Annotated in this window: 16 protein-coding genes; 13 read left to right on the plus strand and 3 right to left on the minus strand. The window is 48.4% G+C overall.

The window, feature by feature from the left end; all coding sequences use genetic code 11:
- Nucleotides 1-390: 390 nt before the first annotated feature.
- The 3 genes from CX664_RS12540 to CX664_RS12550 all read left to right on the plus strand — a co-directional run bounded on the left by CX664_RS12540 (nucleotide 391) and on the right by CX664_RS12550 (nucleotide 3,810).
- The gene (locus CX664_RS12540; RefSeq protein ID WP_101747062.1) at nucleotides 391-2,022 is read left to right on the plus strand and encodes a CTP synthase; all 1,632 of its coding nucleotides are present in this window, start codon (nucleotides 391-393) and stop codon (nucleotides 2,020-2,022) included.
- A 59-nt stretch (nucleotides 2,023-2,081) separates the two neighbouring features.
- A complete protein-coding gene (kdsA, locus tag CX664_RS12545; protein WP_101747063.1) occupies nucleotides 2,082-2,933 on the plus strand; it encodes a 3-deoxy-8-phosphooctulonate synthase in 852 nt (283 codons plus the stop codon).
- Between the two features lie 112 nt (nucleotides 2,934-3,045).
- Nucleotides 3,046-3,810 (plus strand): helix-loop-helix domain-containing protein, encoded by a 765-nt coding sequence (locus CX664_RS12550; RefSeq protein ID WP_101747064.1) that lies wholly within the window; start codon nucleotides 3,046-3,048, stop codon nucleotides 3,808-3,810.
- 172 nt (nucleotides 3,811-3,982) lie between these two features.
- Here CX664_RS12550 and CX664_RS12555 read toward each other — a convergent pair whose 3' ends face one another.
- Nucleotides 3,983-4,285, minus strand: a complete 303-nt coding sequence (locus CX664_RS12555) for a DUF6506 family protein (RefSeq protein WP_101747065.1) — start codon at nucleotides 4,283-4,285, stop codon at nucleotides 3,983-3,985.
- Nucleotides 4,286-4,443: 158 nt separating this feature from the next.
- Here CX664_RS12555 and CX664_RS12560 point away from each other — a divergent pair, with 158 nt between their 5' ends.
- The gene (locus tag CX664_RS12560; protein WP_145999980.1) at nucleotides 4,444-4,896 is read left to right on the plus strand and encodes a hypothetical protein; all 453 of its coding nucleotides are present in this window, start codon (nucleotides 4,444-4,446) and stop codon (nucleotides 4,894-4,896) included.
- Nucleotides 4,897-5,222: 326 nt separating this feature from the next.
- On the plus strand, nucleotides 5,223-5,717 hold the full coding sequence (locus CX664_RS12565) for a hypothetical protein (protein ID WP_145999981.1): 495 nt from the start codon (nucleotides 5,223-5,225) through the stop codon (nucleotides 5,715-5,717).
- Nucleotides 5,718-6,063: 346 nt separating this feature from the next.
- Here CX664_RS12565 and CX664_RS12570 read toward each other — a convergent pair whose 3' ends face one another.
- Nucleotides 6,064-7,470 (minus strand): hypothetical protein, encoded by a 1,407-nt coding sequence (locus CX664_RS12570; protein WP_145999982.1) that lies wholly within the window; start codon nucleotides 7,468-7,470, stop codon nucleotides 6,064-6,066.
- 257 nt (nucleotides 7,471-7,727) lie between these two features.
- On the opposite strand from CX664_RS12570, the gene CX664_RS12575 reads away from it, so the two are divergent.
- Together CX664_RS12575 and eno are read left to right on the plus strand one after the other, a co-directional pair.
- Nucleotides 7,728-8,012, plus strand: coding sequence for a DUF406 family protein (locus CX664_RS12575; protein WP_163372582.1), 285 nt, complete (start codon nucleotides 7,728-7,730; stop codon nucleotides 8,010-8,012).
- Between the two features lie 273 nt (nucleotides 8,013-8,285).
- A complete protein-coding gene (gene eno / locus CX664_RS12580; RefSeq protein WP_101747070.1) occupies nucleotides 8,286-9,578 on the plus strand; it encodes a phosphopyruvate hydratase in 1,293 nt (430 codons plus the stop codon).
- 136 nt (nucleotides 9,579-9,714) lie between these two features.
- Here the strand turns inward: eno and CX664_RS12585 are convergent, their stop codons facing one another.
- Nucleotides 9,715-11,682: a WD40 repeat domain-containing protein gene (locus tag CX664_RS12585; RefSeq protein WP_101747071.1), complete on the minus strand. Its 1,968-nt coding sequence runs from the start codon at nucleotides 11,680-11,682 to the stop codon at nucleotides 9,715-9,717.
- 331 nt (nucleotides 11,683-12,013) lie between these two features.
- Between CX664_RS12585 and CX664_RS12590 the strand changes: the two genes are divergently transcribed.
- The 6 genes from CX664_RS12590 (at nucleotide 12,014) to CX664_RS12615 (ending at nucleotide 16,248) form a co-directional block, all read left to right on the plus strand.
- Nucleotides 12,014-12,289 (plus strand): septum formation initiator family protein, encoded by a 276-nt coding sequence (locus CX664_RS12590; RefSeq protein WP_241693352.1) that lies wholly within the window; start codon nucleotides 12,014-12,016, stop codon nucleotides 12,287-12,289.
- A gap of 64 nt (nucleotides 12,290-12,353) precedes the next feature.
- A complete protein-coding gene (gene ispD / locus CX664_RS12595; RefSeq protein ID WP_206679250.1) occupies nucleotides 12,354-13,088 on the plus strand; it encodes a 2-C-methyl-D-erythritol 4-phosphate cytidylyltransferase in 735 nt (244 codons plus the stop codon).
- A complete protein-coding gene (gene ispF / locus CX664_RS12600) occupies nucleotides 13,088-13,567 on the plus strand; it encodes a 2-C-methyl-D-erythritol 2,4-cyclodiphosphate synthase (RefSeq protein WP_101747073.1) in 480 nt (159 codons plus the stop codon). Before ispD ends, ispF begins: the two co-directional genes overlap by 1 nt.
- Nucleotides 13,568-13,689: 122 nt before the next feature.
- Nucleotides 13,690-14,754: a tRNA pseudouridine(13) synthase TruD gene (gene truD, locus CX664_RS12605; RefSeq protein WP_219622178.1), complete on the plus strand. Its 1,065-nt coding sequence runs from the start codon at nucleotides 13,690-13,692 to the stop codon at nucleotides 14,752-14,754.
- A gap of 79 nt (nucleotides 14,755-14,833) precedes the next feature.
- Complete coding sequence (gene surE / locus CX664_RS12610; protein WP_101747075.1) at nucleotides 14,834-15,583, plus strand: 5'/3'-nucleotidase SurE; 750 nt, start codon at nucleotides 14,834-14,836, stop codon at nucleotides 15,581-15,583.
- On the plus strand, nucleotides 15,580-16,248 hold the full coding sequence (locus CX664_RS12615) for a protein-L-isoaspartate(D-aspartate) O-methyltransferase (protein ID WP_101747076.1): 669 nt from the start codon (nucleotides 15,580-15,582) through the stop codon (nucleotides 16,246-16,248). The genes surE and CX664_RS12615 overlap by 4 nt, the downstream gene beginning before the upstream one ends.
- Nucleotides 16,249-16,327: the final 79 nt, after the last annotated feature.

A 16,327-nucleotide genomic window follows, 5' to 3' on the forward strand; every position in this document is an offset into this window, starting at 1 on the left:
GCCGAAATTACCGTTTGCACCGCAGGCTCCATTGTTGCCCGTGGCTCCGTTGGTAACGTACCTTATAGTGTTTCCAGATTGAGGAGACATAAAAAAACCTCAGCGAAATTATGAGTGTTTGCGATCGTCAAATAGAATAATTTGCTCTAGTTAGACTACGGACTGTCGGTTTTTTATCCCCGGCGAAAATAAAATGAGTGTTAGTCGTTCTGATATTCGAGTGAACGTCCGCCTCGGTGATTGGCACGTGTCATTCGCTAAGGCATTGGTCGTGGCAGTATTGTGTTAATGTAATAACGGTTTTACGTTTACTGCCGGTTTTGGTATCCTGATATCCCATCTTGAGACTCTCTTTTCACCCCGCTTTTTTTATTTTCACAGCAGGTAAGCATGACGCGTTATATTTTCGTCACCGGCGGTGTTGTTTCCTCGTTAGGCAAAGGCATCGCATCGGCATCTCTCGCCGCCATTCTTGAGGCACGTGGTCTCAAGGTGACGATGCTCAAGTTGGACCCTTACATCAACGTTGATCCGGGTACCATGAGCCCTTTTCAGCATGGCGAGGTTTTCGTTACTGAAGATGGTGCCGAGACTGACCTGGACCTGGGGCATTACGAGCGGTTTATCCGAACCACCATGAAACAGGGTAACAACTTTACCTCTGGCCGGATTTACCAGGATGTTCTGCGTAAAGAGCGTCGTGGCGACTATCTGGGTGGTACGGTACAGGTTATTCCGCACATCACCGATGAGATCAAGCGTCGGGTGGTTAATGGTGCGGGCGATGCGGATATCGCCCTGGTGGAAGTGGGTGGGACTGTGGGTGATATTGAATCACAGCCATTTCTGGAAGCCATTCGTCAGTTGAAGGTAGAGCTCGGATTTCAACGTGCCATGCTGATGCACCTGACCCTGGTGCCTTACATCAAAACCGCCGGTGAGACCAAGACCAAACCAACCCAGCACTCGGTTAAAGAGCTGCGTTCGATTGGCCTTCAGCCCGATATCCTGGTATGTCGCAGCGAACAGTACATTGATGCCTCGGCCCGCCGCAAGATTGCCCTGTTTACCAACGTAGAAGAGCGTGCGGTTATCTCCCTGGAAGATGCGGACAGCATTTACAAAATTCCGCGGATGCTCCACGAGCAGGGTCTGGATCAGATCATTGTGGATCGCTTCAACCTGGGCTGCCAGCCAGCGGATCTCTCTGAGTGGGACGATGTGGTGGATCGTGAGTTTAACTACTCCGAAGAGATCACCATCGCCATGGTGGGCAAATACATGGAACTGCTGGATGCCTATAAGTCGCTGATTGAGGCGATCAAGCATGCCGGTCTGAAAACCCGTACCAAGGTCAATATTCGTTACATTGACTCTGAAACCATTGAGCGGGATGGTCTATCTGCCCTGGAAGGAGTATCTGCTATTCTGGTGCCCGGAGGCTTTGGTCACCGTGGTGTGGAAGGCAAGATCCAGACCGTGCGCTATGCCCGTGAGAACAAGATTCCTTTCCTGGGTATCTGCCTTGGCATGCAGGTGGCGGTCATTGAATATGCCCGCCATGTTGCCGGTCTGGCTGGGGCGAACAGTACGGAATTTGATCGTCAGGCGGCCCATCCGGTGGTTGGTCTTATTACTGAGTGGATCGACGCTGATGGTATGGTTGAAAAGCGTGACGAAGGTTCCGATCTCGGCGGCACCATGCGTCTGGGTGCCCAGAACTGTAACCTGGTTGCCGGTACACTCTCCCGTGAAGCCTATGGTCAGGATGTTATTACCGAGCGCCACCGTCACCGTTATGAAGTGAATAACCATTACGTTGAGGCACTGGCAGAGGCTGGTCTGGTCATTGCCGGTCGCTCAGAAGACAACAGTCTGGTAGAGATCGTTGAGGTTGCCGACCATCCATGGTTTGTCGCCTGTCAATTCCACCCGGAATTTACCTCAACGCCCCGGGATGGCCATGGTCTGTTTTCTGCCTTTATTTATGCAGCGCAGGCTTTTAAGCACGCTTCTCACTGAAGCCAAGTGTTGATACCTGCTTTTGCAGGTTTTTTTTTGGAACGCCTGAAGGAACGTTTGTGAAAAGCAAAATTGTTGATGTCAATGGCATTCAGGTCGCTAATGACCTGCCGTTTGTCCTGTTTGCCGGGATGAACGTGCTGGAATCAAGAGACCTGGCCATGAAAGTGGCGGAAGAATATGTACGGGTTACCGAAAAGCTCGGTATTCCCTATATCTTCAAGGCTTCCTTTGATAAGGCTAACCGTTCGTCAATCGCCTCCTACCGTGGTCCGGGCATTGATGAGGGGTTAAAGATTTTTCAGGAGCTGAAAGCGACCTTTGGTTTTCCGGTGATTACTGATGTCCATGAACCTCATCAGTGCCAGTCTGTGGCGGAAGTGGTGGATGTGATTCAGTTGCCGGCGTTTCTGGCCCGGCAGACTGACCTGGTAGAAGCCATGGCCAAAACCGGTGCAGTCATTAACATCAAGAAGCCGCAGTTTCTCAGCCCCGGCCAGATGGGTAATATTACCGATAAATTCCGTGAAGCGGGTAATGACCGTTTGATCCTCTGTGAGCGTGGTGTGAACTTTGGTTATGACAACCTCGTAGTTGATATGCTTGGCTTTCATACCATGAAGCAGGTGAGCGGCGGTGCACCGGTTATCTTCGATGTGACTCATTCGCTGCAGTGCCGTGATCCAATGGGGGCCGCCTCCGGTGGCCGCCGCCACCAGGTGACTGAACTGGCCCGTGCCGGTATGGCGGTTGGCCTGGCAGGACTGTTCCTGGAGGCTCATCCTGATCCTGATAATGCCCGCTGTGATGGCCCTTCAGCACTGCGCCTGTCCATGCTTGAGTCCTTCCTGACTCAGATGAAAGCAATGGATGAGCTGGTTAAATCATTTGAAGCACTGGATACTCACTAGCTGTTTTACTCAGAACCTCCTGCTTTTGTTCAGAAGCGGGAGGTTTTTTTATGAACTATTGTTTTTAAAATTGGTCATATAGTTATAAATAAAATAAATCTGGAGCACATTTATGAACGGGACGGGTAATTACAATATATTTCCTGGCGATTTTTCTCAACTTCAATATGGCCCCTTGAGATATCTCTTTGATGATGAGGATCCCGGTTATTCAGAGTCTTCAGGTCCTGATCCTTTATTCGACGGGCGTGCACTTCAGAAAGTAGAAGATAAACCCGTATCACATCCTGAGAGCCAATCAGCACAGTTCAGTCCAATTATTGATAGTCAATTATCCAGTTTCAAAATCGGTGCTGTTAATGTAGGCCCTGCAAGGCATTGCCCTCAGAAATTTAATGAAATTGCAGTTTCTCTTGCAATAAATCCTGAAAATGCGGATAAATCTCAAAGCGGGCCATTGAACGGCTGCCTGGCGGGTACTGATAAGATGTCCCGGGAACAGGCAGCGATAGAGTCACTTCCTGTTATCGAAAGCAGAACCGAAAATATCAGTCAAATCAACCAGCCGCCAGTTGATGATACTGAATCATCATCCAGGAATAGAAGACGCAAGGTGACAAGCCTGACAGCTGGCAGAGAGAAACGGCTAGCGGCTAATGCCCGGGAACGGAAACGTACGGCAATAATAAGGGTTGCAATGGGTGATTTAAAAGAACGGCTCTGTGGAACTTATTTCACCGAAGGGATACGTAATAGGAAATTAAAGGATGCTGAAGTATTGCGTGGAGCCATTGGTTATATCAGAAAGCTGAATGATACTCTGGCAAAGGGATCGCCGGAGCAATCTCAATTACATTCCGTGCAGCGGATAAAATGACCTTTGTAGTATTAACTTTTAACATGACAGACTGGAGATTGATATTCCCGGAACTCATAACTCAATGCCTGAGTCTATTATGACTCAAACGAAAGCACTGGTAGATCATTTGATTGTATTCACCCCCTGACTGTTCACTCTTGCTGGCTTATGATAAAGGCTTTTCTAATGGCTAACTTCCCATTAGTTCAAGCAGGGGCTTTCTACTTTCAGGCCCATAAAATACCGCCCCAACAGGCACCCTGTTTTCGGTTTCTTCCTTTACCAGTGCAATAATTTCAGCGCTGGCTAACCCACCACAAAGTTCAATCATCTGTACACCGTTTTTCTCAACCAGTTCTCTGGCGATATCTGCAGCGGTTTCCCTGTGGTTCATATCAACGGATACACAATAAAAGTGGGCTTTTTCAGTAACATTCTCCTGGATGGATGAGGACTGTAAGCCGGGCATGGTATAGATAAATGCAAACTTCATGTGAACTCCTTTTAATTCTGTGTCAGGCATGCTGGATTTGTTGAAAAGTAAGAAACGAATTCTGGCAGAGGATGAAGGAAGTGCAAGAAAGAAGGTCAATAAAAAAATGAACGAAATACCTTCTATAGTGTCCAAAAACGACAAACGAGGATACTGACATGACGCTAAGCTGTGCAACTAATAAGACTGGACCAGTGCTGCCAGGTAATATGGATGCAACTACTCAATCACCTGATAATGTAACCCGACGAAATGGCAAACATCTTTTGCAAACCACGCTCACACATGCAGCTTATGCATTAGCTTTTGGATCGTATACTACTCTGGTAAACAAATTCGTTGTTTCAATGCTGAATCAACCTCGCGATGATTTTTTGGTCTATCATTGTTTCGATAATATGACCATTGCCGAGAAAAACGAGTACACAGATCTAACACCGTTTGCTCCGGTTTATTTGTCACAGGTGGCCGTTACGTCAACGGCCTTTTTTCTGGCCACTGGTGGCCTGTGCACATTGTATGATGGATGCAAATCAATTTATGACCGGGCATGCACCTGTTTTTCAGGGCATGATGTCGCAGCAAATCAACCTGCAAGAGACTATCCATAAGTCAATGATGAAGTCTAAGTCGCTTCCCTTGTCCGAACTCCTGACCAGATAGCAGCCATAATGCTTTGCAGGTGCTATGGTTTTCAGACGACTCTGGTCATCTCTTATCCGGGATGACCATTCGCCATTCCAGCGCTTTCCCAATCCATTTGCCCGTCGCAGGATAAAAGCCCGCAACTAACCTGAAAAGCCAAACCGGGAAAATTTCCACAGACATCAAAATATTAACCATCGATAGTAAAAATAATTAGAAAAAAGTTGATTAGAATTGAACGAAATACCTACTGATATTGTCTGAGAAATGACAACCAGTAAGGATATTAAGAATGACTTTAACAATTTGTACTGCCGGTATTAACGCTGGATCATCGATGCCTGGCAATCCCGAACTCCAGGCTGTGACTAATCCACCTGATAATTCAACCCAGCAAAAACGCAATGATTTTTTTTCATCAGCGATCTTTCACGCCTTATATTCAATTGGAGTTGGGACGTGTACTACCTTTGTAAAAAATCGGGTCGTTTCACCACTGAATGATCCTGGTAAAGTCTTTTTGAGGGAGCATTGTTTTAATAATATGACCCTTGCTGAGTCTGATGAGTACGGAGAACTAACTCCGTTTACCCCGCTCTTTTTGACAGAGATAGCAGTAACGTCAACAGCCTTTTTTGTTGCCAGCGGTGGCTTGTGCAAGGTGTATAACGGATGTAAATCAATCTATGACCGGCTATGCCATACTCCGGCTTATGAACGGCTATGCCATATTCCGTCACATGATGCCATCGCAATGCAACCTGAACCTGAACCTGAAGAAGTCTAGTGCACGGTTACAATATATTTGATGGGTTCCCTCTATCAATGACGCCCAAACTCCGTTCGTCCTGAGCGGAGTCGAAGTGCGTAAACACCATACCCTGAATAAAGACTGTGCCAATCTCCCTTCGACCGTGCATCCTGAGCGGGGTCGAAGGACGATCAGGGTGAACGGAGATTATACACCTCAAACTCATTGAAATGGTGTGCTGTGAGGCTGTCCGAGAATAGACTGTCCTACGCGGCAACTGCTCCTGCATCCATGCAGCGGCATTAAATTGAGGATGGAAATTCCATTTGTGAGGTGAAGCGGTTCTACTTACCGAACTGCTTCCCAAATCATCATAGCTAAATCATAAGAATGTGGTAAATTCAGTTGCAATATCCCTACGGGTTCCGAAAACAATCCCTTCCTTTTGGTGCATAAGCCTCCTTTGATTTAGCATATTGACTGTTTCTAGTTGTCTTTGGGACAAGATAACCTTCTGTGGCTTGTCAAAGTGTATTTTCAGATTTTTAGCATCACGCTGACTGGCCGCCATCGCGATTTTTTGTTGCTTGACGTGTTCTATTGCTGAATCTATATCCGGGTGTTCCAACCGTGGCCCTCTGAGGCTAACTAATTTCTCCTCCTGCTGGTACATTCTCCTCTTGACCGCTTCAATGACGTCAGTTCCTTCTTTATTAGTGACGGCGCTGATACCCTGATTGCAACAAAAATATTTTTCCTGTTCTATGGTTTTCGGATGCATATACGTTGGCATCGTTATTCTTAATGATTCCATTCTCAATTTATTTTCTTTGATTTTATTTTCTTCAATTTTATTGTCTTCACCGTCTTCATCGTCTTTTATTTTGTTCGTTCCCATGACCTTTGGGCTAAGACACTTTTTTAATTCCTCCTTGAAAAATTTATAGTGAGGAGCATACTCATTTTTTGTCTCTGTGAGATACGAATCCAGCTGATATTGGGTGACCGGAAGCTTGATGTTGGTTTCTACATTGATATAAAAAAGAGTCAATAACTGTTCCAGACCATTGATCGTTACCTGGGCGATAATAGCACCGGTTCCTGCCTGATAAAACACTTTGTCAACGGTGACTTTACCCGAAATGCCAAGCTGATTGGCAAGCTCACTGCCCTTAATGATGTCAACAGTATGAATATCCAGTTGATCTGAATCGTTAGCAATGTAAATCATACTGTCAGTTTCAAAGCAGTGCTGACTCATGGGAGGGATTATGCTGTCAGGGCCATTAACAGGCGTCGTTTCTTCGAAAAATTGATCATCTGCATCGCTATCATCCGCAATAGCCACACATAATGAATCCTTGATATTTAATGATGCGGACGAGTGATCAGTGGATTTGCCCGGGGTGGCATTCTCATTATACCAGAATGAAAAGTATCGTCGCGGATCATTATCTTCATCATCGGGAATACGGCATTCTAATTGGTCAGAATCTCCTGTTGATGGGGGGGGCGCTGTCGTGGTTTTATCGGGATGAGTAGCCTTGTCAGAAGGGAGAGATACCAGGAGATAATCACCAACTCTACGAACTGATATATTGTATGAAGAAATTTTTTCTGATTGAAGGCTGCTTTCTTGAGAAGACAAAGCTTGAGAAGACAAAGTTAAGTTTGGAAATAAAGACTTGGCGACAGTAACCGGGCTTTTCAGAAAACTGGCAAAAATACAGTTATCCTGAAGATAGCCAGTGTATTTTGAACCCGTTGAATTTGATACTGTGTTAGACATTGGTGGCTCTATAATAACTTTCGTTTATAAATAAAATTTTTTTAATTTGATTCGGTTTTTCCTGTTTTGTGTCCAGTCTTTTTTCATAGAATCTGATTCTTACCATTATTTGACCAATAATTTGGAATATGGTTCCATTTTATTTTCGATTTTTCTTATTCACTCATTTTTCAAGGCCATTGTGCTATCTTATTGTTGATTTTTTCAGAAAACCATTCCTTGCATATCATCATCTGGCATTCAACAGGAGGCCTGATATGGACAATACCACCGCTGAACTGGAAGTTGATGCCGATCACTGTTTAGAGATTGGCCAGGTGATTGCACCCGGGGATACTCACCTCGAAATGACCATAAAGGGGGATACTGAGCAACAGGCAAACGACCAGATGGCAACGATGGAAGCCCTGGCCAACCGTATTTCTGACCACTGTCAGGTAAAGAAAACGGTGAGTCTCCATCAGGGCAGTGCCACCATTGATGCCATGTTTGATTTTGACTGCACAGCAGAAAAACTGATTTTTGAGTTGTATCTCAGGTAGTAATTTTACTTATCATTGTTATGGCTGTTTGATGATTATTTTGATCATTGATGCCTGGTTTAAACGATGGTTAACAGGCGATTAACAGTCGTTAACAGTGACGATCAGAAATCCACGAAGCTCAATGTTGGCGCGGTGTCCAGCGAAATTGTAAGGCTTTGACACAGGGTTTTCCGGTGGTATAGTTGCCGCTCCCGTAACAATGCCACCGCTCTTTTACGGTATTGCTTACCTCTCACTTGAAATTTCCGAATTCTTCACCCGGAGTATCTCATGACCGCTATCAAGGAAATCAAGGCTCGCGAAGTCCTCGATTCTCGTGGTAATCCCACTGTTGAAGCTGACGTCATTCTTGAGTCTGGTGCCTTTGGTACTGCCTGTGCTCCCAGCGGCGCTTCCACGGGTTCCCGCGAAGCTCTGGAGCTGCGTGATGGTGACAAGTCCCGCTACCTGGGCAAGGGCGTTCTGCAAGCCGTTGCCAATGTTAACGGTCCTATCCGTGGAGCACTGCTTGGTTTTGATGCCAATGACCAGCGTGGCCTGGATCAGAAGATGATCGATCTGGACGGCACTGACAACAAAGCCAAGCTGGGCGCTAACGCCATCCTGGCGGTGTCTCTGGCCGCTGCCAAAGCCGCTGCCGTTGATAAAGGCATGCCTCTGTACGCGCACATTGCTGAGCTGAACGGTACTGCTGGCCAATTCACCATGCCAGTGCCAATGATGAACATCCTGAACGGCGGTGAGCACGCTGACAACAACGTTGACATTCAGGAATTCATGATCCAGCCGGTTGGTGCCAAAAACTTTGCTGAAGCGCTGCGCATGGGTGCTGAAGTATTCCACGCTCTGAAGAAAGTACTGTCTGACAAAGGCCTGAACACTGCCGTGGGTGACGAAGGTGGTTTTGCGCCAAACCTGGCTTCCAATGCAGACGCTCTGGCAGTCATCAAAGAAGCCGTTGCTGCAGCCGGTTACACTTTGGGCACCGACATCACTCTGGCTATGGACTGTGCAGCTTCCGAGTTCTACGAAGATGGCAAGTACAACCTGAAAGGCGAAGGCAAAGTCTTCACTTCCAATGAGTTCTCTGACTACCTGAAAGGTCTGACCGAAGATTACCCGATTATCTCCATTGAAGATGGTCTGGATGAATCTGACTGGGACGGCTTCAAGTACCAGACTGAACTGCTGGGCAACAAGATCCAGATCGTTGGTGACGACCTGTTTGTAACCAACACCAAGATCCTGAAAGAAGGTATCGATAAGGGCATCGCCAACTCTATCCTGATCAAGTTCAACCAGATCGGCTCTCTGAGCGAAACTCTGGATGCGATCAAGATGGCCAGGGACGCTGGCTACACTGCCGTTATCTCTCACCGTTCCGGTGAAACCGAAGACGCGACCATCGCTGACCTGGCGGTAGGTACCTGTGCTGGCCAGATCAAGACCGGTTCCCTGTGCCGTTCTGACCGTGTAGCCAAGTACAACCAGCTGATCCGTATCGAAGAGCAGCTGGAAGGCAAAGCGCCTTACCGTGGTATTGCTGAATTCAAGCGTGCCTGATTAGCAGTCGCTGCTGATGGCAAGGGGAGGCTTTAAGCCTCCCTTTTTTGTTTGCCCGGCGAAGCGGGCAAACCCGTCAGGCTGAAAGAAGCCTGAGCCGCCCCGACCGGCGGAAAGTCAATCCGTCGATCGCCCTTTACCTGTGAACTTTTGGAGCAGACTTTCGGGTCTTTTTTCTAGGGGGAGGCATCAGTTCATTTAAAGAGCACTGGGGATGTGGCGCTAAATCTTCCTTATAAAGGTGCCAGACCTGCACCAGTTGAGCGTCGTTACTGATAGTCATTAAATGCCCCCCATTGGCACTGAATGTTACAAAGTCAAGCTTGTAATGTTGGTGCAGCGTCGATTTGTGTAACCAGTTGCCATCTGCCGTAAGGCCATAGATGATGATGGCGTCATCATTTCTGGCTTCGATGACAATATGGGAGCCATCGTGGTTAAATTTGGCTGAGTAAACCCCGCCTGCTGTTGTAAAATTGAGGCTGGTTATCCAGTTGCCACCGGCCGTACAAGTGTGGATTCTGGCGTTGCAGACAGGCAGGGATATGGGTGAGTAATTGCGGGAAAATGTCAGAATATGGCGGCCGTCAGCGCTGAACGTGGCTGAGGTAATATACATATCATCATGGACGATAATCTGTTGTTTTGACCAGCGCCTGGCGTTTGCGTCATACCGGTAGATTTTTGCTGTATGATCGCTACTGGCTGTGACTAAATAGTGGCTATCGGGGCTAAATCTAGTAGAAGAAATCCGTCGTTTATGCTTGATCGTGGTTTTATGTTGCCAGTTGTCGCGGGTATCAAAGCTCAGGATTCTGGCAGTATAATCGAAGCTCTCCGTTACTGCATGACGACTGTCAGGACTGAATGAAGTGTCGGTGATTTCCTGGGAGTGGTTAATACTGGTTTTTCTTACCCAGCCGTTATCGGTGTTGCTGAAAATCGTTGCGGTACGATCAGGTTGGTTATTCTTGTCGCTAATGGTGATGATATGTTTGCCATCAGGGCTGAATTCAGCGGCACTGACCTTGCCATTATGATTCAGGGTGGTCAGCTCCAGCCAGTTGCCATTGCTGTCACGGCCATGGATTTTCGCCGTGTGATCGACACTGGTGGTGACGATCAGGCGGCTGTCAGGGCTGAATGTTGTTGAAAGAATCCTCCCTTTATGTCCCATTGTTGTTGTGACTACCCAGCGGCCAGCCTGGTTCATTGTGCATATTATGGCCCTGCGACCACTCCTGGCCATCACTGCATGGCGGCTGTCGGGGCTGAAAGTCGCCGAGCTGATAAATCGATCAGAAATGATGATGAGTTTTTCTGTCCAGCTGCCGTCGGCATTACAGCTGGTGATTTTTGCGGTTGAAGCCGTGTAGCTCAATATATGCCGGTTATCAGTGCTGAAGGTGATCCGCCGCACTCTGTCTTCATGGGCAATGGCTATCTCTGCGGGCCTTGCGGTGATTTCCGTTCTGCCATAATCCCGACCACAGCGTGCGTAACTGTTGGTGGCCAGAAAGCGTCCATCGTTGCTGAGCGTGGCTGATGCGGCCGTAAAGGGGATGCAGTCGATGGATATTGCCAATTCCGGCTGGAAAGTACGACAGTTAACCATCAACTGGCTCACTGTATAAAACAGGATTTGTGGGAAATATTTCCCTTTTTGTGGTTCCCGTGGCGGTATGTCGTTGTTTGTCACTTCCCCGGCTGAATGGCCGCAAATAGTGCTGATCAGCGTTTCACTGCCGGTGAATTGCCCCAGCCAGGCTTTCAGTTCATGGTTGCTGGTGTTTTTGGCAATCTGGATGAATTGCTGCTGCTGTCGTGGCTCAAACTGTTTAAACCAGATCCTGGCGGGCAGATGCTCTGCACGGACAATAGCCAGCAAAGACGAACAGGTCTGTGCCATGGCCTTGATATCACGGTCCCCTAAAAAACCCAGTATATGCCTTATGGGTTGCTCTGGAAGATCCAGCAATAGTAACGGCCCTGGGTTGGTAACGGCGGTGATTCGATTACTGGTTGTGTGTTCCACGGGCAGGGTGGTGGTGGCAGCCGGGGGGGGATAACTGTGGGTACTGCCAATGGGATTGCCAGTCGGCATATTCCGAACTCCCGGGTCTTTGGCCTACGGGTGATGGTTAGCCAGTACCAGATTGAACTCAGCAGGTGACGCAGCCTGGGTGTAGAGTGCTTTTCTTTCGGTCATAAATACCCAAGATAGTAAGAGCGATTATTTGAGTTGCTTATTTTGATGTCTGGCTTTTTCTAATGACCTTCATTAATGTGAAACAGTTCAAATAAATGGTCATATGTTAAACCACGGGTACTCCTGTTAAACTCCATTGTTAAGTCTCTATTACTCCCCCAGCTTTTTGCATCCTGTATCTGGTGTTGCCCCTGCTGCTGGATAGTGACGGTTTAAAGCGGAACTGATGATGAAAAAACTGGCAATAGCCCTGTTGACACTGCTGCTGGTTTACCTGCAAACCAGGCTCTGGATTGGTGAAGGCAGTGTGGCTGAAATGTTGACACAGCAAGATAACCTTGAGCGTTTCAGGCTGGAAAATGAACGTTTGTACCAGCGTAATCGTCTGCTGGCCAAAGAGGTTGTGGAGCTGCAGCAGGGGATGGAAACGATTGAAGAGAGAGCGCGTCAGGAGCTGGGTATGATCCGCAGTGATGAAACGTTCTTTTTGACTTACGATTAAATCCTGTATTGATCAGGAGCCGTTTCTGAGCGGGCTTCTGGATGTTCAAATTAAGGGTGTCAGAGTGAGTAGCGTAGAAACCATGAATACGGTTCGTTACTGGGCGGTTGTTCCGGCAGCGGGCGTTGGCCGCCGAATGAATATCGATATTCCCAAGCAGTATCTTGAAATCAAGGGCAAGCCCCTGATGGTGCATACTCTGGAGCGGTTGCTGGATTTTCCCAGGCTGGAAAAGATCGTGGTGGTGCTTGATCATAATGATGAGTATCACCAATCCATTGAATTACTCCGCAACCCGGGAATTCTCCTGGCCCAGGGGGGAGATGAGCGTTACCTCTCAGTACTTAATGGTTTGAAAGTGCTATTGGATATTGGTTCCCCTGATGACTGGGTACTGGTTCATGATGTGGCCCGCCCCTGCATTCGCCGTTCTGATATGGAGTGGCTGGTGAACCAGCTCCATGACCACCCTGTGGGCGGTCTGCTGGGTTGCCCGGTTACCGATACCATCAAGCGCGCCGGGGGCAATGATGCTGTGTCTGAAACGGTAGACCGTCAGGGGCTCTGGCATGCCATGACACCGCAGATGTTCCGTCTCGGAATGCTACACGATGCAATGGCAAAAGCAGTAGCAGATAGGATGCCGGTAACGGATGAGGCCAGTGCCATTGAATACGCTGGCAAACAGCCCGTGATGGTGGAGGGACATGCCGATAATATTAAGGTGACCCGGGGAACCGATCTGGCTCTGGCCACTCTATATATAGAACAGCAGTCGAAACTTATTGAGGTCACTTGATGCGTATTGGTCATGGGTTTGATGTTCACCGCTTTGGTGAAGGCGATTATATTGTTCTGGGTGGGGTAAAAATCCCTCACACCCATGGGCTGGTGGCGCACTCTGATGGTGATGTGCTGCTTCATGCCCTTTGCGACGCACTCCTGGGAGCGGCAGGTCTGGGTGATATTGGCAAGCATTTTCCGGACACTGATGCACGCTATGCTGGCATTGATAGTCGCAAGTTACTGCGTCATGTTATTGCTCTGCTTGAGCAGCACAACCTGGTTCCCGTCAATATGGACAGTACCATCATTGCCCAGTCGCCTAAAATGGCACCGCACATTGATCAGATGCGGCAGAATATCAGTCAAGACATGGGGATTGACCCATCGCTGGTGAATGTCAAAGCGACCACCACTGAAAAGCTGGGCTATACCGGTAGAAAAGAGGGTATTGCAGTTCACGCCGTTGTTCTGTTGACAGATTCGGGATCGTGATCCAAAGGGTGGAGTCTTCTAGGAGGCCCACCACCCATGGTTATTTTTCAGTATTTCCTTTCAAAAACTGCGTCAAACGCGGTATTGTTTATTGTTAATTTTTGCTTTGTTGAGTGCGCATCATGGATGCAGATGTACCGATGCCTGCCGATTACTCCGTTGATTGGTTTTACGCCTTTGGTGGTCCTTTAGGCAGCTGTCTTTTCAAATCCTGTCATGAAGATTTTCTGGTTGATGAGCTACTCCCCTTTGAGCCCGAAGGTGAAGGTGAGCACCTTTTCCTGCTGATTGAAAAAAAAGGTGAGAATACCAACTGGGTCGCAGGGCTTCTGGCGCGACATGCAGGAGTCAGAAGACAGTCGGTAAGTTATGCCGGGAGAAAGGATCGCCATGGAATTACACGTCAATGGTTTTGTGTTTCCCTGCCTGGTATGGCTGATCCCGACTGGAGTGGACTGGAGAGTGACACCATCCGGATCATTCGACAGGCCCGCCACCGGAAAAAACTGAAAACCGGAGCCCTGAAGGCAAATGATTTCTGTATCACATTGCGGAATGTAGATGCTGATCCTGACCTGGTTAATGCCCGGTTAGAGCAGATATCTCGTGCAGGGGTGCCTAATTACTTCGGTGAACAGCGCTTTGGTCATGAGGGGCGTAATATTGACAAAGCCGTCGATATGCTGGCTGGAAAATTCAGGGTTCAGCGTAATAAACGATCGGTCTATCTGTCTGCAGCCAGGTCCTGGCTGTTTAACCGGGTTCTGTCGCAAAAGGTTACTGCCGGGGTCTGGAACCAGTATCTTTGTGGAGATGCATTAGGATTTCCAGATAGTAATAGCCTGATTTTTGCAGCGCCGGACGAAACCATGATGACCCGCCTGGGGAATGGTGAATTGAGTCCGACTTCGCCGCTGTTGGGCAGGGGGGCATCGAAAGTGACCGACCAGGTGCTGACTTTTGAACAGTCGGTCACTGCCGGATATCCTCAGTTGTGTGATGGACTTGAGAGGGCTGGTTTGCTGCAGGAGCGCAGAGTTAACTGTCTGATACCTCAGCAGTTCACCTGGGTGTGGGAACGCAGCCCGGAAGGAAGTTCACTGGTATTGCGCTTCAGATTGCCAAAGGGCTGTTTTGCGACGTCTGTACTCAGGGAGTTGTTTGATTGTTATGAACAAGAGCCATGAAAAATGGTCGTGAAATGAGTCATGCAGTTCACGACAGTGATCTTAAGAAAAGTTTGGATTAATTCAGGATTGAGGGACTATGACCATATTGCTATCCAATGATGATGGCGTTACCGCCAGGGGATTGGCCCTTTCGTTTGCCGCCATGAAATCGCACGGTCAGTGCTGGGTAGTGGCTCCGGATAATGACTGTTCTGGCAAGGGCCATTCCCTCACTCTGGACCGGCCACTGCGCATGAAAGAACACGACAATGGATTCTTCAGCGTGAACGGGACACCGGCAGATTGTGTCAATCTCGCCGTCAGTGGGCTGTTTGGCCGCCTTCCGGAACGTGTAGTTTCCGGTATTAACAGTTGCGCAAACCTGGGCGATGATGTGCTCTACTCAGGGACTGTGGCTGCGGCTATGGAAGGACGCATGCTGGCAAAAACCGCAATCGCTATTTCATCCTGTGGTCAAGAGGATCACCATCTGGAAGTGAGCGCCAGAGTGTTGCACGATTTGATGTTGCGCCTTGATGATCAGGTTCTGCCAGAAGGTACGATACTCAATGTCAATGTCCCGGCCTGTGACTATGAAGAGATCCGTGGGATGAAAATTACCCGGCTCGGCCATCGTCACCCCTCAAAGCCTCCGGTAAAAATGACCGATCCCCGTGGCAATACGGTGTGGTGGATCGGTGGTGTTGGTAAGCCCCTGGTTGCTGAGGAAGGGACTGATTTTCATGCAGTGGCTTCTGGCTATGTATCCATTACCCCATTGCAATACGATAAGACCGGCCATGCAACGTTATCACTGATGGAGGATTGGCTTGGAGCCTGTGTATGAGGGATCTTGAAATTGATGGTATCGGTATGACATCACGCCGGACCAGAGAGCGGCTGATCCAGCGTCTGATGGATCAGGGTATTCAGTCCGGCAAGGTTCTGGATGCCATTCGCACCATTCCCCGTCATCTTTTTCTTGATGAGGCGCTGGCACATCGTGCTTATGAAGACACAGCACTGCCGATTGGTCATAATCAGACGCTGTCCCAGCCGTATATTGTGGCCAAAATGACGGAAGTGCTGTTGGCCCGGGGTGAACTGAACAAGGTGCTGGAAATTGGCACCGGATCAGGTTATCAGACGGCTGTGCTTGCTTCGCTGGTAGCCAGGGTCTGCTCCGTGGAACGTATCAGGCCATTGCAGGAGAAGGCACAGCAGAGACTCTCTCGGCTCTCTCTGAACAATGTTCGTCTTCGTCATACCGATGGTGGTATGGGGTGGCCGGAAGAAAGTCCATTTGATGGGATTATCGTCACGGCGGCACCGGGAGAAATTCCGGCAGCGTTGTTGAGCCAGCTGTCTCCGGAAGGTGGCAGGCTGGTCATTCCGGTTGGAGGACACAACTTTCAGGATCTTGTGTTAGTGACCAGAAACGGTGAAGAGTATCAGCGCAAGGTGTTGGAAGCTGTCCGGTTTGTACCGTTACTGGCGGGTGTTATACGCTAATACGTCATAAAAAAGACGTTGCTTTCTTGGGCGTGTCCACACAAAAAAGCGGTCAGTCAGGGATGACTGAAGGCTTTTT

The organism is Endozoicomonas acroporae (genome assembly GCF_002864045.1).
Lineage (GTDB): Bacteria > Pseudomonadota > Gammaproteobacteria > Pseudomonadales > Endozoicomonadaceae > Endozoicomonas > Endozoicomonas acroporae.